Here is an 18,563-nt window from a genome sequence, read left to right as displayed (position 1 = left end):
CGGCGGGAAGATTGTTCGGAAAAGATAAGAACTAACGGGTAATGCTACTCAACGAGGACAGCAAACGGGCCTGATTAGCACGCGAGGATGTAAGACATGACGTTAGCTCCCCCTGCTCCTCGCGTCGGTCGACTCTTGACGCGCGTGGCCGAAGGGCTCGCGACCCCCTTCGTCCCTGCCGATTACCTGGACCTCTTCGCCCCGTTGCGTCACGGCGCCGAGCTGCGCGGACGGATCGTGGCGATCACCCCCGAGACCGCTGATGCGGCGACGATCACGATTCGTCCGGGGCGCGACTGGTCCGGGCACCGCCCGGGGCAGTACTTGCGGCTCGGGATCGACATCGACGGCGTCCGTCGTTGGCGGGCTTACTCGCTCACCTCCGCGCCCGAGCGGTGCGAGCGCGGCGACGGCCTCCTCACGATCACCGTCAAGGCGATCGACGACGGCCTGGTGAGCACCTACCTGGTCCGGCAGGCCCAGCCCGGCACCCTCGTGAGGCTGGAGCAGGCCTGTGGGGATTTCGTCTTGCCCGACGCCCTGCCGGAGCGCCTGCTCTTCATGACCGGCGGATCCGGCATCACTCCGGTGATGGGCATGCTCCGCAGCCATCGCTTCGACGGATGCGACATCGTGGTGCTGCACAGCGCCCCGACCGCCGCCGACGTGATCTTCGCCGCCGACCTCGACGCTCTTGCCGACGCCCAAGCGGGCGCGACGGTGCGCGTCATCACCCGCCTGACGGACGCCGAGGGGATGCTCGCGCCCGCGGACCTCGAGCAGGTCGTCCCCGACTGGCGCGAGCGCCACGCCTGGGTCTGCGGCCCGACCGGCATGCTCGACGCCTTCGCCGATCACTACGACCACGCAGGTCTGAGTGAGGCGCTCCATGTCGAACGCTTCCGCCCCAGCGTGATCGCGACCGGCGAAGGGGGCACCGTCACCATCGAGTCGACGACGAGCGCGGGGACGAGCGTCGCCATCGTCGATGTCGATGGGGCAACCACGATCCTTGATGCCGCCGAAGACGAGGGCGTCCTCATGCCGAGCGGGTGCCGGATGGGCATCTGCTTCGGGTGTGTGCTGCCCATGACCGCTGGCTCCGTGCGCGACCTGCGCAACGGCAAGCTCACCGAAACCACCCCCGATGACCCGCCCGTGATGGTGCAGACCTGCATCAACGCCGTCGCGGGCTCTTGCACCATCGAGCGGAAGGACTCCTTCGCATGACCGTCACCGCCAAGCGCCCCACGGACACCCTCGAGCGCGCCCCACGCCACCACGAGATCAACTCCCGGCTGGAATTGCACTCCCGCACTCCGGAGACCGTGCACACTCACGTCAACGCCAACCCGGACCCGATCGGGCACCTCAGCCCGGAGCAGATCGAAGAGTTTGGGCGCGAACTTGATGCCCTTCGCCAGGAGGTCTTTGACTCTCTTGGTGAGCAGGACGCCCGCTACATCCGCCGGGTCATCGCCACCCAGCGGTATCTCGAGCTCGGCAGCCGTGGCGTGCTCCTCTTCAGCGGATTCCCGCCCGCTTGGATCCTTGGCACGATCGGCCTCGCTGCCGCGAAGGTCTTGGACAACATGGAGGTCGGGCACAACATCATCCACGGCCAGTGGGACTGGATGCGAGACCCCAAGATCCACTCCTCGACGTGGGAGTGGGATACCGCGACGCCGGCCGCGCAGTGGAAGCACAGCCACAACGAGATCCACCACACCTATACCAACGTCGTCGGCAAGGACAACGACCTCGGCTACGGGATCATGCGGGTCGACGAGGCCCAGAAGTGGTACCCGATCTACCTCGCTCAGCCCGCGCTGAACTTCCTCAATGCCACCTTCTTCGAGTACGGCATCGCCGCCTACGACCTCGAGCTCGGCAAGAACTGGAAGACCCGCAAGACGAACCCCGCGTGGCAGGCCGACGCGGCCGCCGTAGTTGCCAAGATCAAGAAGCAGGCGCTGAAGGACTACGTGCTCTTTCCCTTGCTCTCCGGCCCCAATGCCCTCGCCACCCTCGGCGCGAATGTCACCGCGAACATCCTGCGGAACTACTGGACGCACTCGGTCATCATGTGCGGCCACTTCCCCGAAGGGGTCGAGACCTTCACCCGCGATTCGATCGAGGGCGAGACCCGCGGCGAGTGGTACCTGCGCCAAATGATCGGGTCCGGCAATATCAGCGGCAGCAAGCTGATGCACATCATGACCGGCAACCTCTCCTTCCAGATCGAGCATCACCTCTTCCCCGACATGCCGAGCAACCACTACGCGAAGATCGCGCCGCGGATCCAAGAGATCTGCGAGCGGTACGGGCTGCGGTATGTCTCCGGGCCGCTGCCGAAGCAGGTCTTCTCGGCGTGGAAGCAGATCGTGCGCCTCTCGATCCCCAACGAGACCACGCCGCCCCAGGCCGCGAAGATCCTGCTGACCAAGGGGATCAAGGGCCTCAAGGCCCGCGCTCGCGCCACGAGGTACCGCCGCCCCCGCTCGGCGTAGGAATGAAGGCGACCCTTTCGGGTGTTATGTGCAGCGAGAACCCACTGCCGCACCCGTTTAAGGAGCGCCCGTGCTCGTGCTGCACACCGGCGACCGCGCCGCCACGCCGCTAGGCTGGAGCGCGATGACTGATACGCCAACCGCCGAAGAGCAGGCCGCCGCCGACGCCACGGTCGACGTCACGGCCGAGACCGAAGAGGAGCGTCGCGCGCGTTTCGAACGCGAAGCGATGCCGCTGCTGGACCAGCTGTACTCGGCCGCGCTGCGCACCACGCGCAACCCAACCGACGCCGAGGATCTCGTCCAAGAGACCTTCGCCAAGGCGTACGCGGCCTTCCACCAGTACAAGCCGGGCACCAACCTGCGTGCCTGGATGTACCGGATCCTCACCAACAGCTACATCAATAGCTACCGCAAGAAGCAGCGTGAGCCGAAGCAGGCCGACAGCGCCGAGGTGGAGGACTACCAGCTCCACCGCGCGGAATCGCACACCTCGAAGGGGTTGCGCTCGGCCGAGGTTGAGGCGCTCGATCGGATGCCGGACACCGAGGTCAAGCGGGCGCTGCAGGCGCTGCCCGAGGACTTCCGGATGGCGGTCTATCTCGCCGATGTCGAGGGTTTTGCCTACAAGGAGATCGCCGAGATCATGGGCACCCCGATCGGCACCGTGATGTCTCGCCTGCACCGCGGACGCCGGTTGCTGCGCGAGGCGCTGACGGAGTACGCGGCCGAGCGAGGGATGACCACGGAGAAGGGGGAGAAGGCATGAGCCACGACCACGCCGAGACCGCCGACTGCTCCGAGACCCTGCACCGGATCTTTGAATATCTCGACGGGGAGATGACCCCCGATGAGACGGCGCGCGTCGCCCTTCACCTCGCCAATTGCGGGCCCTGTCTGGCCCAGCACGATCTTGACCTCGCGATGAAGGCTCTGATCAAGAGGTCCTGCAACCAGGAGACCGCCCCCGATCGGTTGCGGGCGACGATCCTGTCGTCGTTCACGTCGGTACGGACCGTTTCGTCCGACGGCGACCAGGTCGTCTACCGCGAGCAAACGCAGTACCGCATCGAGGACTGAGCGCCGCGCCCTAGGGTTGGGGACCATGCGAGTCCTTGTCTCCGGTGGTGCCGGGTATATCGGATCCCACACGGTCGTTGCGTTGATCGCCTCGGGTCACGAGGTCGTGATCGTCGACAACTTCAGTAACGCCAAGCCGACGGTGCTCGCTCGCCTGGAGGCGCTCACCGGGGCGTCCATTCCCCTCCACGCCTTCGACCTGCGCGATGCCGACAAGACCGAGCGTCTCTTCGCCGACGAGGCGATCGATGCCGTCATCCACTTCGCGGGGCTGAAGGCCGTGGGGGAGTCGAGCGAGCGTCCGTTGGACTACTACGACAACAACCTCGGCTCCACCTTCGCCTTGGTGCGGGCGATGGCGCGCCATGGCGTCCACCGCCTGGTCTTTAGTTCGTCGGCGACGGTCTACGGGGAGTCCGCGACGGCCCCCTTCACCGAAGACCTTCCGACCTCGGCCACCAATCCCTATGGGTGGACCAAGGTCATGCAGGAGCAGATCCTGACCGACATCGCCGCGGCAACCCCGGGCCTGCAGGTGGCGCTGCTGCGCTACTTCAATCCGGTGGGGGCCCATGAGTCCGGGACGATCGGCGAGGACCCGCAGGGGATCCCCAACAACCTCATGCCCTTCATCGCTCAGGTGGCGGTCGGTCGGCGCGAGCGGCTGTCGGTCTTCGGCGGCGACTACCCGACCCCGGACGGCACCGCGGTGCGCGACTACATCCACGTGATGGACCTCGCCGACGGGCACGTACGGGCCCTGGAGTACCTCGGGGAGCACCCTGAGGTCGCGGTGCGCGCGTGGAATCTCGGGACCGGAGAGGGGACCTCGGTCCTGCAGGTGGTGGAGGCCTTTGCCGACGCCAGCGGGCGCCCGGTGCCGTACGAGATCGTCGCGCGTCGGCCAGAGGACCTCGCGGTCACCTACGCCGATGCGACGCGAGCCGAGACCGAACTGGGCTGGCGCGCCGAGCGCACGATCGAGCAGATGTGCGCCGATACCTGGCGCTGGCAATCAGCCAACCCGCAGGGCTACCCGGGTTAGCCCCTTCCGGCGCCGCACATGACAAGAGCCGAAGCCCCCTTCAAGGGGTGCTTCGGCTCTTGTCGTGGACCGCTTGCCGGTGATCAGGCGTTGGGCTTGCGGCCGTGGTTCGCGGCCTTGCTCTTGCGGCTGCGACGCTTGCGGGCGCGCTTGCTCATATGAGGCTCCTCGTCGTCGATCGGGTCAGTCAGGTGATAAAGACCGACGTCGATCATCTCACATGAGGCTTAAGAGGCCTGCTTCGTCTCGGCGAAGATGCGAGCGACCTCGTCGATCTTGGCGAGCAGCTCGTCGGCCTTGTCCAGGTCGAGGGTGCCCTTGGTGCCGCTCGCGCCGGCGAGCTTGGTGGCCTCGTTGATCAGGGTGTGCAGCTCCGGGTACTTCTCGAAGTGCGGCGGCTTGAAGTAGTCCGTCCACAGCACCCAGAGGTGCTCCTTGACGAGCTGGCTGCGCTGCTCCTTGATCAAGATCGCGCGGGTGCGGAAGTCCGCATCGTCGGAATCCAGGGCCTTGGCAATGATCGCGCGGACCGACTCGGCTTCGATCCGGGCCTGGGCGGGGTCATAGACGCCACAGGGGAGGTCGCAGTGAGCGCTGACCTCGATGGGGCGGAACATGTCGCGAAGACGCATGTTGGCGTGCCTTCCTTTTTTTGTGGTGCTGATGGGGCGTACTGCCACAAAAACTAACCCCGAAATCGGCGCAAGAGAACCCCTCTCAACCTGATGCGAGGCAGTCGCAATAAGGCCCTGGCCTGCACGGATGTTCGGGGAAGGGGGCCCACCTGCCAGGAGTCGACCCCTTCGCGCGGATTGTCTCGCTCCAGCCAGATCCAGGTCGGATCGTCCGGGCGCGCGGGGTCAGGTCCGCCATGGCGTTTCAGGGCCAAGGGGCGCCGCACGCCGTCGGCATCGGGCGGAAGGTCGACGACCACGAGATCGCCGCGCCGTACGGGAGCGCCCCAGAGCGCGAGCATGAGGTCACCATCGCGCAGGGTGGGCTCCATCGAGCGGCCGCGCACCCGCACCACCCGAAGGCGCGTGATCGAGCCGAAGAGCGCTCGCGGGTCCGGTCGGTTCACGAAGGAAGGGTATGGGAAGATGATCCCCGGCCCACCGCCGTCCGCTGCAGACGCTTCACGCCCCACCCGGTTTGCGTCGTCCCGTTGATCGTCCCCGCGCTTGGACGCCGGTGTCGTCCCAACGCAACTCAAACGTGAGGTTCGAAGTTCAGTGTTTGTGCCCAAGTCCGAGACCACCTTCGACCTGAGCGCTCCGGCGTTCGTGGCTCACGAAGGGGGCAAGGTCGAGGTACAGGCGACCAAGCCACTTAACGACGCGGCCGACCTGTCCTTGCTGTACACCCCGGGGGTCGCCGATGTGTGCCTCGCGATCGCGGAGGACCCAAGCCTGTCGCGGCGCTTCACCGCCCGGCATAACACCGTCGCCGTGATCACCGACGGCACCGCGGTCCTTGGGCTCGGCGATATCGGCCCGCTCGCCGCGATGCCGGTCATGGAGGGCAAGGCGGTCCTCTTCAAGCACTTCGCCGGTGTCGATGCGATCCCGGTGTGCCTGGAGTCGGGCACCATCGACGAACTCGTCGAGACGATCGCCCGACTCGCTCCGTCCTATGGCGGGATCAATCTCGAGGACATCTCGGCGCCGCGCTGCTTCGATATCGAGCGCCGGCTCCGCGAGCGGCTCGAGATCCCCGTCTTCCACGATGACCAGCACGGCACCGCGATCGTCGCCCTCGCCGGGCTGATCAACGCCTGCCGGGTGATCGATCGCCAGATGGCTTCGCTGAAGGTCGTCGTCGGCGGGGCAGGTGCCGCCGGGGTTGCCGTGACTCAGTTGCTGCAACTCGCCGGGGTCCAGGACATCGTGGTCTGTGACTCACGCGGCGTCATCGGGATGCACCGGGCCGACCTCGTCGCGCACAAGCAGCGTCTCGCCGAGACGACCAACCCCAATGGCCTCACCGGCACGCTCGGCGACGCGCTCGTCGGAGCCGATGTCTACGTCGGAGTCTCCGGCGGGACGGTCCCCGAGGAGCAAATCGCCGCGATGGCTCCCGGCCCCGTGATCTTTGCCCTCGCGAACCCCAACCCCGAGGTGCACCCGCAGATTGCGCACAAGTACGCCTCGGTGGTCGCGACCGGCCGGAGCGACTTCCCGAACCAGATCAACAACGTGCTGGCCTTCCCGGGAATCTTCCGCGGGGCGCTCGATGCCGGCGGCGTCCAGATCAGTGAAGAGATGAAGCTCGCCGCCGCCTGGGCGATCGCCGACCTGGTGGAGGAGCCGCGTGCCGATCTGATCGTGCCGCCGGTCTTCCAGCCCGGCGTGGCCGAGGCGGTTGCCGCTGCGGTGCAGGCCCACGCGATCTAGAGCCACCCCTTCATTTATGGAAAGCATAACGATCAGTTATGCTTCGGGGGTTCGCTTCGCCGTCCCCTAAGGATGCTCGATGACCGCTCTGGTCGATTCCCGGACGCGCCCTGCCCCGGCGCGCCCTTCCCTCAGTCACCTCGACGCCCTCGAGGCCGAGTCGATCCACATCTTCCGTGAGGTCGCCGCCGAGCTCGAGCGTCCGGTGCTGATGTTTTCGGGCGGCAAGGACTCGATCGTCATGCTGCGCCTCGCGGCCAAGGCGTTCTACCCGGCGCGAATCCCCTTCCCCGTCTTGCAGGTCGATACCGGCTATGACTTCCCCGAGGTCCTCGCGACCCGGGATCACTATGTCGAGAGCTTGGGCCTGAACCTTCACATCGCCTCGGTGGAGCAGGCGATCGCCGACGGGATCGTGACCGACGACGGCCACACCAGCCGTAACCGCCTCCAGATCGGGACGCTGCTCCACGCGATCGAAGAAAACGGCTGGACCGCAGCCTTTGGCGGGGGCCGCCGCGATGAGGAGAAGGCGCGCGCCAAGGAGCGGGTCTACTCGCACCGCGACGACTTCGGCCAGTGGGATCCCAAGAACCAGCGGCCGGAGTTGTGGTCGCTCTACAACGGACGGATCCACCCCGGCGAACACTTGCGGATCTTCCCGCTGTCCAATTGGACCGAGCTCAACATCTGGCACTATCTCGCCCGCGAGGGGATCGAGATTCCCTCCATCTACTACGCCCACCGTCGCCGCGTCTTCGAGCGGAACGGGATGCTCCTCTCGGAGTCTCCACACAACCCCCTTCGGGCCGGAGAAGAGGTGAGCGAGCGGACCGTGCGTTTTCGCACCGTCGGAGACCTCACCCTCACCGGGTGCGTCGAGTCCGAGGCGAGCACGGCCGAAGAGGTGATCGAGGAGATTGCTGCCGCGACCCTGACCGAGCGCGGGGCGACCCGAGGCGATGACCGCTTCTCCGAGGCCGCCATGGAGGACCGTAAGAAGGAGGGCTACTTCTAAATGGACTTGCTACGTCTCGCGACCGCCGGATCGGTCGATGATGGCAAGTCGACCCTTATCGGCCGACTGCTGCTCGACTCCAAGGCGATCTTCGCCGACCAACTCGAAGCCGTGGAGCGCACCTCGGTATCGAAGGGCTACGACTACACCGACCTCGCACTGCTCACCGATGGCCTGCGCAGCGAGCGTGAGCAGGGGATCACGATCGATGTCGCCTACCGCTATTTCGCGACCCCGCGACGCAGCTTCATCATCGCCGACACCCCCGGTCACGTGCAGTACACGCGCAATATGGTGACCGGCGCCTCGACCGCCGACCTCGGTCTGGTGCTCGTCGACGCCCGCCATGGACTCGCTGAGCAGTCCCGTCGGCACGCCGTGCTGCTCTCGATGCTGCGCGTCCCACGGGTCGTCCTCGCGGTCAACAAGATGGACCTGGTGGACTACTCGCAGGAGGTCTTCGAGCAGATCCAAGACGACTTCATGCGCTTTAGCGCCGATCTGCACATCACCGATCCGGTCGCCATCCCGATCGCAGCCCTCCCCGGCGACAACGTCGTCGAGCGCTCCGAACGGATGTCCTGGTACACCGGACCCGCGCTGCTCGAACACCTGGAGACCGTCGAGGTGGCTGCGCATGACGAGGACGCCCCGGCGCGATTCCCCGTGCAGTACGTCATCCGGCCGAAGTCGGAGGGCTTCCACGACTACCGCGGCTACGCCGGCCGGGTCGCTGGAGGAGTCTTCCGGGTGGGTGACGAGGTCGTGGCGTTGCCCTCAGGGGTGCGCTCGCGCGTCGCGGCGATCGACCTGTTTGACCAGAGCCTCGGCGAAGCGATCGAGGGCCAGTCCGTGACGATCCGGCTCGTCGACGATGTTGACGTCTCTCGCGGGGACACCATCACCCGGATCGACGCTGCGCCCGACCCCGTCAAGGAGCTCACCGCGACCATTTGCTGGATGGCCGAGCAGCCCCTTCGCGCTCGCACCAAACTCGCGATCAAGCACACGACGCGGGTCGCGCGCGCCATGGTGACCGATATCGATCACCGGCTCGACGTCAACACCCTCTCGCGCGATGTCGCCGCAAACTCCCTGGGCCTAAACGATGTCGGAATCGTGCGCTTGAAGACCACGCATCCGCTGGTCGTGGACCGCTACACCGACAATCGGACCACTGGGTCGTTCATCCTGATCGATGAAGGGAGCGGCGCGACCGTCGGCGCGGGGATGGCCTGGCTGGGAGCGACGATCACCGACCAGGAGCTCTACGACATCTAGAGCTCGCCGTCACCCGAGCTGAAGCCACTCCGACCAGCCGTGGTGCAGGACGAGCCAGGCGATGAGGCCGTAGCCCGCCTGCCCGGGGTGCGACCCGTCGCTGCTCGCTGCGACATCGGCCTCCCATTGCTCATGTCCTGCAAGCGGCGTGAAGCAATCGACGAAGGGGACCCCGCGACGCGCGCACACATCGCGTTGCGCCTCGGAGAAGCCCGCGAGGATGGGGTCGATCTCGGGATCGCCCGACGGGGCCGGGCCGACGACGAAGGTCGACACGCCCTGGCTGGAGGCCTCGTCGAGGATGTTCGCGAGGTTGAGCCGGTGGCGGGCGAGAGAGAGACCGACCACGATGTCGTTGCGGCCGACCGAGACGACGAGTCGTCGCTCGCTCGCCCCCTTCCAGCGCAGAGGAGCCTCGACCTGCCAGCGCTCGGCGACCTCACCGGAGGTCTCCCCAGCGACGCCGAGGTTGTAGTGCTGGATGCTCGCCTCCGACGATGAGGTCCGTCCGGCCACGCGGCCGACCCACCCCTGGGCCCGAGGATCGCCGACGCCCGCGACGATCGAGTCCCCGATGTACACCAGGGAGATCGTGCGCTCGCCGGTGCGGTCCACCGCGAACGATGCGCTCGGGGTGAACTCGTTGCCGGCTGCGTCAATCGTCGGCGCACCGCTCACGGGTGGTGACCCTCCTGCTCCCTCGGGTGACGTGGGTTCGTCTTCGCCCACGCTACTCGTCGTCGAGCTCATCATCGTCGAGCCGCGCCAACCAGGACGCGAGCCGTTCGATCGGTGTTTCGAACTCCGGGTGGACATCGACAAAGGTGCGCAACTGCTCGGAGAGCCACTCCAAGGTGACCTCTTCGTCGCCGCGCCGGCTCGCCAACTCCTCGATCCCGCGGTCGGTGAAATACATCGCTTACCGGTCGAAGGCCGCCGCCATCAGCGCCGCCTGCTCCGCCTGGTGCTTCTTTGACGTCCCCGCCGATGGGGCGGCGCTCGCGGGGCGAGCGACGACGTGAAGGGGGCGGGTCTCGCCCGCTTCGGCCAACGCCGCAGGCAGGTTCATCGCGAGGAAGGGCCAGGCACCCATATTGGACGGCTCCTCCTGGACGATGACGATCTCCGCGCCCGGGTAGTGCTTCAGCTCGGCCGCGAGTTCGGCACCGGCGACCGGGTAGTAGCGCTCCAGGCGCAAGATCGCCGTCTGCTCGTCGCCGCGCTTCTTGCGCTCCGCTTCGAGGTCGTAGACCACCTTGCCGGAGGCGATGAGCACGCGGGTGACGTCGTCCTTCGGGCCGTTGCGGTCCGGCAGGACCGGGCGGAAGGTGCCCTCGGTGAAGTCCTCCGGCGCGCTCGCGGCCGCCTTCAGGCGCAGCATCGACTTCGGGGTGAAGACGATGAGCGGGCGACGCGGACGGGCATAGGCCTGGCGACGCAGCAGGTGGAAGTAGCTGGCCGGCGTCGACGGGAAGGCGACGGTCATGTTGTCCTGCGCGCAGCCCGAGAGGAAACGCTCGATGCGGGCCGAGCTGTGGTCCGGACCCTGACCCTCGTACCCGTGGGGGAGGAGCAAGACGACCGAGGAGTTCTGGCCCCACTTCTGCTCCGACGACGAGATGAACTCGTCGACGATGGTGGCAGCGCCGTTCCAGAAGTCACCGAACTGCGCTTCCCACAGGACGAGCGCGTCGGGGCGCTCGACGGAGTAGCCGTACTCGAAGCCCATGGCGGCGTACTCCGACAGGAGCGAGTCGTACACCCAGAAGCGGGCCTGCCCCTGCCCGAGGTAGAGCAGCGGGGTCCACTCTTCGGCGCTGTTCTTGTCGATCAGGACGGCGTGGCGCTGCACGAAGGTGCCGCGGCGGCTGTCCTGACCGGCGAGGCGGACCGGAGTGCCATCCATGAGCAGCGATCCGAAGGCGACGAGTTCGCCGGTCGCCCAGTCGATCCCGCCCTTGTAGAGGCTTTCGGTGCGCTTTTCCATCGCCTGCTTGAGCTTCGGGTGGATCGTGAAGCCCTCGGGTGGGTTGGTGAACGCGTCGGCGATGTGGTGCAGCATGCTCTCGCTGATCGCCGTGTCTTCGGCCGACTTGTCGGTCTGGTCGGCCGTCTGCGAGCCGGGGAGCTCTAGGCCTTGGACGCCGCGGGCCTGCGAGTCGTCGTGAGCGGACTCCTTCAGGGCCTCCTTCGTCTCGACGAAGACCCGCTCCAGCTGGGACTGGTAGTCGCGAAGGGCGGCGCTCGCCTCGTCGGAACTGATGTCACCGCGTCCGATGAGGGACTCGGTGTAGAGCTTGCGGACGCTGCGCTTGCCCTCGATCAGCTTGTACATGAGCGGCTGGGTCATCGAGGGGTCATCACCCTCGTTGTGGCCACGGCGCCGGTAGCAGACCATGTCGATGACGACGTCCTTGTGGAAGGCCTGGCGGAACTCGTAGGCCAACTCCGCAACGCGCACGCACGCCTCGGGGTCATCGCCATTGACGTGGAAGATCGGCGCCTGGATCATCCGGGCGACATCGGTCGAGTACACCGACGAGCGCGAACTCGACGGTGCGGTCGTGAAGCCGACCTGGTTGTTGATGATGAGGTGGACGGTCCCGCCGGTGCGGTACCCGCGCAACTGGCTCTGCTGCAGGGTCTCGGCCACGACGCCCTGGCCCGCGAAGGCCGCGTCGCCGTGGATCAGGATCGGCAGGACCGGAAAGTCCTCGCCGGCGTGGTTCAAGCGATCCTGCTTGGCGCGGGTGATGCCTTCCAGGACCGGGTTGACGGCCTCGAGGTGGCTCGGGTTCGCGGCGAGGTAGACCTTGGTCTGCGCGCCGTCTTCGCCGGTGAAGGTGCCCTCGGTCCCGAGGTGGTACTTGACGTCACCGGACCCCTGCACCGAGCGGGGATCGAGCTCCCCTTCGAACTCGCGGAAGATCTGCCCGTAGGACTTCCCCGCGATGTTCGCGAGCACGTTGAGCCGCCCACGGTGAGGCATGCCGATGCAGACCTCGTCCATCTCGTCGTGCGCGGCGCGGCTCAGGATGCGGTCGAGGATCGCGATCGCCGACTCGCCCCCTTCGAGGGAGAAGCGCTTCTGCCCGACGAACTTGGTCTGCAAGAAGGTCTCGAAGGCCTCGGCGGCGTTGAGGCGGCGCAGGATTCGCAACTGCTCATCCGGCGAGGGCTTGGCGTAGCCGACCTCGACCCGCTCTTGCATCCAGGCCCGCTGCTCGGGGTCTTGGATGTGCATGTATTCGATGCCGACCGTGCGGCAGTAGGAGTCGCGCAGGATCCCGAGGATCTGGCGCAACTTCAAGAAGGCCTCGCCGCCGAAGCCGCCGGTCGCGAAGTGGCGGTCGAGGTCCCACAGGGTAAGGCCGTGGCGGGTGATGTCCAGGTCGGCGTGGCGCCGCTGCTTGTACTCGAGCGGGTCGATGTCGGCCATCAGGTGGCCACGCACACGGTAGGCGTGGATCAACTCCTGGACGCGGGCGACCTTGTTGATGTCGTCGTCGTGGGTCGCGGAGATGTCCTGGACCCAGCGCACCGGCTCGTAGGGGATCCGCAGGCTCGCGAAGATCTCGTCGTAGAAGCCCTCGGCCCCGAGCAACAGCTGGTGGACGACGCGGAGGAACTCCCCGGACTGGGCGCCCTGGATGATCCGGTGGTCGTAGGTGCTCGTCAGGGTGAGGATCTTCGAGACCGCGTTGCGGTTCAGGATCTCGTTGCTCGCGCCCTGCCACTCGGCCGGGTATTCGAGCGCGCCGACGCCGATGATGGCGCCCTGCCCCTTCATCAGGCGCGGGATGGAGTGCACCGTCCCGATCCCACCGGGGTTCGTCAGGCTCATCGTGGTGCCCTGGAAGTCGGCGACCTCCAGCTTGTTGGTGCGCGCCTTCTTCACGATGACCTCATAGGCCGCCCAGAAGTCGGTGAACTCCATTTCCTCGGCCGCCTTGACCGACGGCACGACGAGCTGGCGCGAGCCGTCGTCCTTGACGAGGTCGATCGCGATCCCCAGGTTGACGTGGGCCGGGTCGACGAGGACCGGCTTGCCCTTGTCATTGGTCGTGAAGCCGACATTCATCTCGGGCATCGAGCGCAGGGCCTTCACGAGCGCGTAGCCGATGATGTGAGTGAAGGAGACCTTGCCACCGCGGGCGCGCCGCAGGTGGTTGTTGATCACGATCCGGTTGTCGATCAGCAGCTTGGCGGGGATCGCGCGCACCGACGTAGCGGTCGGGACCTCCAGCGAGGACTCCATGTTGGCGACGACCCGGGCGGCGGCGCCGCGAAGGGGGGTGAGGGTGTCCTCGGCCTTGTCCTTCTCCGAGCCCTCGCTCGAGGCCTCGCCCTTCTTCTCGTCCTTGGCGGACGCCTTGGCTGCAGGCTCCTTCTTCGGGGCCGGCGCGGGAGCCTGGCGCTTGGCCTCGGTCTTCTCCTCGGCCTTGGGCTTTTCGGTCTGCGGCTTCTTCGGCTCGGGCGTGCTCGCGGACTTCGCCGACTCGGCCTTCTTGGGCTCGGCCTTCGCCGGTTCGGCCTTCTTCGGCTGCGCGGCGGCCTGTCCCGACGCGGGAGCCTTGGGCGAGTCGTTGGCGCCCGACGCGCCCTCCCCAGCGCCCTCGGGGGAGTAGGACTCGAAGAACTCCCACCACGCCGGGTCGACGTTGTTCTTGTCCTCTTGGTACTGCTCGTACAGCTCGTCCACAAGCCACTCGTTGGGACCGAAGTCCGTCATGGGGTTGGAGCCGGCGGGCTGGTCAGGCACGGGGCATACGCCTCTTTCGACTTTGCGTTCGAATCGTGTTTCGTCAGTGTTACGAAACACACCGGGCCAGCCTAGCCTGACTCGCTTTCGGTCGGGACGGCCCGTCCCTCCCGAGATGGTGAGCGGGGGGTTGCGGGCAGCAAACGGCCCCGGCCCCACGGGGTGATCCCGTCGGGGGCCGGGGCCGCACCGCGCTCGTTAGGAGACGTCCTGACGCGTGGCGCGAAGGATGCCGATCCCGCTCAGCAGGGCCGCCCAGCCGGCAAGCGTCAGGGCCGCGACCCACCACTGAAGCTGGACCTGGTCTGGAGCAGTTGTCACACCCTGAACGATCGAGTTGGTTGCCTGGCCCGGCAGGTACGGGGCGATGTACTCGCGGCCGAACTCCCAGAACCCGAGGGCGAAACTGGCGAGCGGCTCGATGATCCACACCACGCCCATCCCGATGATCAAAGCGGCGACCTGGTTCGGGATCAGGATGCCGAGTCCGAGACCGATGAGCGCCCAGAGGCCCAACACCAGCAGGCTAAGGGCGAGGGTCCGGGCGATCTCGGGGCTCGGGAAGGCCTCTTGACCTCGCGCCACCAGGGTGATCGCGCCCACCGATACCGACCCGGCGAGGCTGATCACACCGTAGATGACGCCGATCACCATCAGCGCGACGACCTTAGCGAGCATGGCCTTACCGCGGCGTGGGGTCGACAGGAACGTGCTGGTGATCGTCTTGTGCCGGTACTCCGACCCGATCTGCATCACTCCGATGGTGAGCAGGAGCGAGTATCCGATGCTGAGGCCCGCGGAGTAGACCGAGTTCGCCACTCTCGTTGCGTCGCCGTACATGGCACCCATTTGCGGGTCACCGGTCGAATCCAAGGTGTAGACGATCGCGAAGAGGAAGGAGAAGAGGGCGGCCGCGAGGAAGATCGCGATGGCCATTCCCCACCACAGGCGAGTGGTGAAGAACTTGCGCAGTTCCGATGTCACGGCGGGGATCATGCGGCACTCCCTTCGAGGCCCAGGTTGCGGTTCGTGCCCTCGGTGAGTGCGAAGAAGAGGCTCTCAAGATCGGCCTGCCGGGACTCGAGCTGCCAGATCGGCAGGCCCGCACGCAGCGCGACGTCGCCGATCAGGCGCAGGTCGTCGGTTTCGACGAGCAGCGTGCCGTCGGCTTGCTCCGCGGACGAGACGGCGGCGACCTGCAGGGCGCCAATCAGCGCGTCGTTATCCGAGGTCCGCACGATGGCTTTCGGGGTGCCGCGGAGCTCGGCGACGGTTCCGGAGCTCACCAGCCGGCCATTGGCGATGATCACGACGTCGTCGACGGTGTGCTCGATCTCCTGCAAGAGATGGCTCGAGACGAGGATGGTCTTGCCCTGTTCGGCGAGATGACGCAGGAACCCTCTGAGCCAGCGAATCCCTTCGGGGTCAAGGCCATTGGCCGGCTCGTCCAAGATCAGAACGCGCGGGTCGCCGAGCAGTGCGGCGGCCAAGGCGAGGCGCTGGCGCATACCCATCGAATACTGCCCGGCGCGCTTCCGCGCAGCGGCGGGGATCCCGGTGAGCTCGAGGAGTTCATCGACGCGCGAGTCCGGGATGCCTGCTGCGGCGGCGATCACCCGCAGGTGGTCGCGACCGCTACGGCCGGGGTGGAAGTTTGTCGCCTCTAGTGCGGCACCGACGGTCCCGGTGGGGTCGGCGATATCGCGGTAGTCCTGCCCGTCGATGGTCGCAGTCCCCGAGGTCGCGCTGATCAGGTCGAGCAGCATCCGCAAGGTGGTCGTCTTCCCCGCGCCGTTCGGGCCGAGGAAGCCGGTGATCCGGCCCGGCTCGACGACAAAGCTGAGGTCGTCGACGGCCGTGAAGCCCCCAAATTTCTTGGTCAGATTGCGCACTTCGATGCGTGCGCCGGAGTCGCTCATCGCGAGATCCCTTCGCGGTCGGTGGTCGTGATCGTCATAGGTCCCATCCTGCGCACCCCCGCACGGCGCCGTCATCCGACGCGAGGAGGAGATCGAGGAAGGGGGCGGAGCAGGCGATCAGTCGGTCGGGGGAGACCGAGCCCGCATCGCGCCCCTAAACTCTGTCACACCATGACCACAGCCTGGTTACTTCTCGCCCTCGGTGTCGTCCTCACCCTGGGCACCGCCCTCTTCGTGGCCGCCGAGTTCTCCCTAGTCGCGCTGGATCGGCCGACCGTCCAGCGGGCCGTCGACGCCGGGGACGGCCGCGCCAAGCCGGTGCTTGGCTCCCTTCGGCGGCTCTCGACCCTGCTCTCGGCCTGTCAGATCGGGATCACGCTCACGACCTTGATCCTCGGTTTCATCGCGAACCCGTCGATCGGCGCGCTGATCCAGCCCGGGCTGGAGTCCCTCGGGCTCGGTCCACGCGCCGCCGGGAATCTCGCGAGCGTCCTCGCGATGGTGATCGCCACGGTCTTTTCGATGATCCTCGGCGAACTCGTCCCGAAGACGATTGCCGTCTCCGAGCCGCTCGGAACCGCGAAGGTCGTCTCCACGCCGATGCGCGTCATCGGCGTCCTCTTCAAGCCGCTCATCGTGATCCTGAACGGCTCAGCGAACTGGGTGCTGCATCGTTTCGGCGTCGAGCCGCAAGAGGAGTTGTCCGTCGCGCGCAGCCCACAGGAGCTCGCCTCGCTGGTCCGCAGCTCAGTCGAGGCTGGCACGCTCGATGTCGGGACCGCTCGGCTCGTCCAGCGCTCGCTCGGTTTCGGCGAGCAGACGGCCGCCGATGTGATGACTCCGCGGTCGCGCTCGACGCCGATTGAGCGCACCGAGAGCGCCGAGGACCTGGTGCGTCTGGCCCGCGCCACCGGACACTCGCGCTTCCCCGTAATCAGCGAGGACTGGGACGACGTCGACGGGATCGTCCACGTGAAGAAGGCGATCGCCGTGCCCCACGACCGGCGCGCCGATGTCCCGGTGTCCGCGCTCATGACCGATCCGGTGCTCGTGCCGGAGACGCTGCGCCTTGACCCCCTTCTGATCCAATTGCGCGACTCGGGCCTGCAGCTCGCGATCGTCGTCGATGAGTACGGCGGGACCTCGGGCGTGGTGACCTTGGAGGATCTTGTCGAAGAGATCGTCGGGGATGTCAGCGATGAGCACGATCGGGGCGAGACCACCGGGCGTCGCCTCTCCGACGGGTCGTGGACCGTACCGGGTCTGTGGCGTCCCGATGAGGTGGAGCACACGTTCGGCGCGCAGGTGCCCGAGGGCCCGGCCTATGAAACCGTCGCGGGCTTCGTGATGGCGCGCCTCGGCCGCGTCCCGGCCGTCGGCGATGAGGTGGATCTGGACCACTGGCGGATCCGGGTGGTCGATATGGATGGCCTGCGCGTGGACCGCCTGCGTTTCATCCCGATCGCCGAGCCCGATGGTGAAGCGGATGAAGGGGGCAACGCATGAGCCTCACGGTCATCCTGATCACGATCGGGCTGCTCCTTGGCAATGCCTTCTTCGTGGGCGCCGAGTTCGCTGCGATGGCCTCGCGCCGCTCTCAGTTGGAACCTCTCGCGGCCGAAGGGAACCGGCGCGCGCAGATCTCGGTTGAGGCGCTGACGCACACGGGCATCCTGCTCGCCACCTGCCAGCTCGGGATCACGATCTGCTCGGTCCTGCTCGGTGCGATTTCGGAGGCCGCCCTTCATCACGCACTCGCTCCGGTCGCGGCGACCATCGGTGTGCCCGATGCGCTCGTTGATGTCGTCTCTCTCGTGGTCGCGATCCTGATCGTCGTCTACCTCCACGTCGTCGTGGGCGAGATGGTCCCAAAGAACATCTCGATCTCGAGTCCCGAGCGGGCCGCACTCGTCCTCGTGCCGCCGCTCGTCTTCATTTCCAAGGCGGCGCGCCCGATCATCGCGGTGATGGATTGGGTCTCTAAGGCCTTCGTGCGAGGGATGGGGATCGACCCGAAGGATGAGTTGGCCTCCGCGTTCACCGTCGAAGAGGTCCAGCACATCGTGGAGGAGTCCCACCGGGAAGGGCTCTTCGAAACCGACCAATACGGGCGGATCGGTGCCGCGCTGGAGTTTTCGGACAAGAACGCCGGTGATGTCGGGATCCCGCTCGGGGAGTTGGTGACGGTCGGCGAAGGGGCGACCCCCGCCGAGATCGAGCGCCTCGTCGCCAAGCACGGCTTCTCCCGCTACCCGGTGCGCGACGGCTCGGATGAACTGCGCGGATACCTGCACCTCAAGGACGTGCTTTACGCCGATGAGGACGAGCGCGATGAGCCGGTGCCCACGAAGAGGATCCGGCGCCTCGCGACCGTCCGACGCGACGACGAGGTCGAAGAGGTCCTCGCCACGATGCAGCAGACCGGGGCCCACGTGGCGCGAGTGATCGATGATCAGGGCCTCGTGATCGGCGTGGTCTTCCTCGAAGACGTCATCGAAGAACTCGTCGGAGAGGTGAGCGACTCCACCCAGCGCTGAGTGCGGGGGCCAGCGCGG

Annotated in this window: 18 protein-coding genes; 10 read left to right on the top strand and 8 right to left on the bottom strand. The window is 66.8% G+C overall.

What is annotated here, in order from left to right; genetic code table 11:
- Positions 1–96 precede the first annotated feature (96 nt).
- From AB8K43_RS09015 to galE, 5 genes are all read left to right on the top strand, one after another.
- A complete protein-coding gene (locus AB8K43_RS09015; RefSeq protein WP_370893560.1) occupies positions 97–1,230 on the top strand; it encodes a ferredoxin reductase in 1,134 nt (377 codons plus the stop codon).
- Positions 1,227–2,510, top strand: coding sequence for a fatty acid desaturase (locus tag AB8K43_RS09010; RefSeq protein WP_370893558.1), 1,284 nt, complete (start codon positions 1,227–1,229; stop codon positions 2,508–2,510). The genes AB8K43_RS09015 and AB8K43_RS09010 overlap by 4 nt, the downstream gene beginning before the upstream one ends.
- A 124-nt stretch (positions 2,511–2,634) precedes the next feature.
- A complete protein-coding gene (locus AB8K43_RS09005; RefSeq protein ID WP_370893556.1) occupies positions 2,635–3,279 on the top strand; it encodes a sigma-70 family RNA polymerase sigma factor in 645 nt (214 codons plus the stop codon).
- Entirely contained in the window at positions 3,276–3,590 is a 315-nt protein-coding gene (rsrA, locus tag AB8K43_RS09000) for a mycothiol system anti-sigma-R factor (protein WP_370893554.1), read from the top strand. The genes AB8K43_RS09005 and rsrA overlap by 4 nt, the downstream gene beginning before the upstream one ends.
- 25 nt (positions 3,591–3,615) lie before the next feature.
- Positions 3,616–4,635, top strand: a complete 1,020-nt coding sequence (galE, locus tag AB8K43_RS08995; RefSeq protein ID WP_370893552.1) for a UDP-glucose 4-epimerase GalE — start codon at positions 3,616–3,618, stop codon at positions 4,633–4,635.
- Positions 4,636–4,718: 83 nt separating this feature from the next.
- On the opposite strand, the gene AB8K43_RS08990 is transcribed toward galE, so the two are convergent.
- The 3 genes from AB8K43_RS08990 to AB8K43_RS08980 form a co-directional block, all read right to left on the bottom strand.
- Entirely contained in the window at positions 4,719–4,793 is a 75-nt protein-coding gene (locus AB8K43_RS08990; RefSeq protein WP_370893965.1) for a 50S ribosomal protein bL37, read from the bottom strand.
- 69 nt (positions 4,794–4,862) lie between these two features.
- Entirely contained in the window at positions 4,863–5,267 is a 405-nt protein-coding gene (gene sodN, locus AB8K43_RS08985; RefSeq protein WP_370893550.1) for a superoxide dismutase, Ni, read from the bottom strand.
- A gap of 53 nt (positions 5,268–5,320) precedes the next feature.
- On the bottom strand, positions 5,321–5,716 hold the full coding sequence (locus AB8K43_RS08980; RefSeq protein WP_370893548.1) for a S24/S26 family peptidase: 396 nt from the start codon (positions 5,714–5,716) through the stop codon (positions 5,321–5,323).
- Positions 5,717–5,873: 157 nt separating this feature from the next.
- Between AB8K43_RS08980 and AB8K43_RS08975 the strand changes: the two genes are divergently transcribed.
- The 3 genes from AB8K43_RS08975 to AB8K43_RS08965 all read left to right on the top strand — a co-directional run bounded on the left by AB8K43_RS08975 (position 5,874) and on the right by AB8K43_RS08965 (position 9,327).
- Positions 5,874–7,028: an NADP-dependent malic enzyme gene (locus AB8K43_RS08975; RefSeq protein ID WP_370893963.1), complete on the top strand. Its 1,155-nt coding sequence runs from the start codon at positions 5,874–5,876 to the stop codon at positions 7,026–7,028.
- A 79-nt stretch (positions 7,029–7,107) separates the two neighbouring features.
- Positions 7,108–8,046, top strand: coding sequence for a sulfate adenylyltransferase subunit CysD (gene cysD, locus AB8K43_RS08970; RefSeq protein ID WP_370893546.1), 939 nt, complete (start codon positions 7,108–7,110; stop codon positions 8,044–8,046).
- Positions 8,047–9,327 (top strand): sulfate adenylyltransferase subunit 1, encoded by a 1,281-nt coding sequence (locus AB8K43_RS08965; protein ID WP_370893544.1) that lies wholly within the window; start codon positions 8,047–8,049, stop codon positions 9,325–9,327.
- 9 nt (positions 9,328–9,336) lie between these two features.
- On the opposite strand, the gene AB8K43_RS08960 is transcribed toward AB8K43_RS08965, so the two are convergent.
- From AB8K43_RS08960 to AB8K43_RS08940, 5 genes are all read right to left on the bottom strand, one after another.
- Positions 9,337–10,005 carry a GDSL-type esterase/lipase family protein gene (locus tag AB8K43_RS08960; RefSeq protein ID WP_370893542.1) on the bottom strand — a complete coding sequence of 223 codons (669 nt, stop codon included), beginning with the start codon at positions 10,003–10,005 and terminating at the stop codon, positions 9,337–9,339.
- 52 nt (positions 10,006–10,057) lie between these two features.
- Positions 10,058–10,243: a DUF6104 family protein gene (locus tag AB8K43_RS08955; protein ID WP_370893540.1), complete on the bottom strand. Its 186-nt coding sequence runs from the start codon at positions 10,241–10,243 to the stop codon at positions 10,058–10,060.
- Between the two features lie 3 nt (positions 10,244–10,246).
- Positions 10,247–14,059 carry a multifunctional oxoglutarate decarboxylase/oxoglutarate dehydrogenase thiamine pyrophosphate-binding subunit/dihydrolipoyllysine-residue succinyltransferase subunit gene (locus AB8K43_RS08950; protein ID WP_370893961.1) on the bottom strand — a complete coding sequence of 1,271 codons (3,813 nt, stop codon included), beginning with the start codon at positions 14,057–14,059 and terminating at the stop codon, positions 10,247–10,249.
- A gap of 228 nt (positions 14,060–14,287) precedes the next feature.
- A complete protein-coding gene (locus AB8K43_RS08945; RefSeq protein ID WP_370893538.1) occupies positions 14,288–15,085 on the bottom strand; it encodes an ABC transporter permease in 798 nt (265 codons plus the stop codon).
- Positions 15,082–16,008, bottom strand: a complete 927-nt coding sequence (locus AB8K43_RS08940) for an ABC transporter ATP-binding protein (protein ID WP_370893536.1) — start codon at positions 16,006–16,008, stop codon at positions 15,082–15,084. The genes AB8K43_RS08945 and AB8K43_RS08940 overlap by 4 nt, the downstream gene beginning before the upstream one ends.
- Positions 16,009–16,179: 171 nt before the next feature.
- Between AB8K43_RS08940 and AB8K43_RS08935 the strand changes: the two genes are divergently transcribed.
- On the top strand, positions 16,180–17,514 hold the full coding sequence (locus tag AB8K43_RS08935; RefSeq protein WP_370893535.1) for a hemolysin family protein: 1,335 nt from the start codon (positions 16,180–16,182) through the stop codon (positions 17,512–17,514).
- Complete coding sequence (locus tag AB8K43_RS08930) at positions 17,511–18,545, top strand: hemolysin family protein (RefSeq protein WP_370893533.1); 1,035 nt, start codon at positions 17,511–17,513, stop codon at positions 18,543–18,545. The genes AB8K43_RS08935 and AB8K43_RS08930 overlap by 4 nt, the downstream gene beginning before the upstream one ends.
- Positions 18,546–18,563: the final 18 nt, after the last annotated feature.

This window comes from Janibacter sp. GXQ6167, from assembly GCF_041365945.1.
Classification (GTDB): domain Bacteria; phylum Actinomycetota; class Actinomycetes; order Actinomycetales; family Dermatophilaceae; genus JBGFSK01.
Note: the sequence above shows the minus strand (reverse complement) of the source record. Positions and strands in the feature narration are given on the sequence as shown.

Coding starts and splice junctions, on each gene's coding strand:
- AB8K43_RS09015 (WP_370893560.1), top strand. CDS start 97: ATGACGTTAGCTCCCCCTGCTCCTCGCGTCGGTCGACTCTTGACGCGC.
- AB8K43_RS09010 (WP_370893558.1), top strand. CDS start 1,227: ATGACCGTCACCGCCAAGCGCCCCACGGACACCCTCGAGCGCGCCCCA.
- AB8K43_RS09005 (WP_370893556.1), top strand. CDS start 2,635: ATGACTGATACGCCAACCGCCGAAGAGCAGGCCGCCGCCGACGCCACG.
- rsrA (WP_370893554.1), top strand. CDS start 3,276: ATGAGCCACGACCACGCCGAGACCGCCGACTGCTCCGAGACCCTGCAC.
- galE (WP_370893552.1), top strand. CDS start 3,616: ATGCGAGTCCTTGTCTCCGGTGGTGCCGGGTATATCGGATCCCACACG.
- sodN (WP_370893550.1), bottom strand. CDS start 5,267: ATGCGTCTTCGCGACATGTTCCGCCCCATCGAGGTCAGCGCTCACTGC.
- cysD (WP_370893546.1), top strand. CDS start 7,108: ATGACCGCTCTGGTCGATTCCCGGACGCGCCCTGCCCCGGCGCGCCCT.
- AB8K43_RS08965 (WP_370893544.1), top strand. CDS start 8,047: ATGGACTTGCTACGTCTCGCGACCGCCGGATCGGTCGATGATGGCAAG.
- AB8K43_RS08955 (WP_370893540.1), bottom strand. CDS start 10,243: ATGTATTTCACCGACCGCGGGATCGAGGAGTTGGCGAGCCGGCGCGGC.
- AB8K43_RS08950 (WP_370893961.1), bottom strand. CDS start 14,059: ATGACGGACTTCGGTCCCAACGAGTGGCTTGTGGACGAGCTGTACGAG.
- AB8K43_RS08945 (WP_370893538.1), bottom strand. CDS start 15,085: ATGATCCCCGCCGTGACATCGGAACTGCGCAAGTTCTTCACCACTCGC.
- AB8K43_RS08940 (WP_370893536.1), bottom strand. CDS start 16,008: ATGAGCGACTCCGGCGCACGCATCGAAGTGCGCAATCTGACCAAGAAA.
- AB8K43_RS08935 (WP_370893535.1), top strand. CDS start 16,180: ATGACCACAGCCTGGTTACTTCTCGCCCTCGGTGTCGTCCTCACCCTG.
- AB8K43_RS08930 (WP_370893533.1), top strand. CDS start 17,511: ATGAGCCTCACGGTCATCCTGATCACGATCGGGCTGCTCCTTGGCAAT.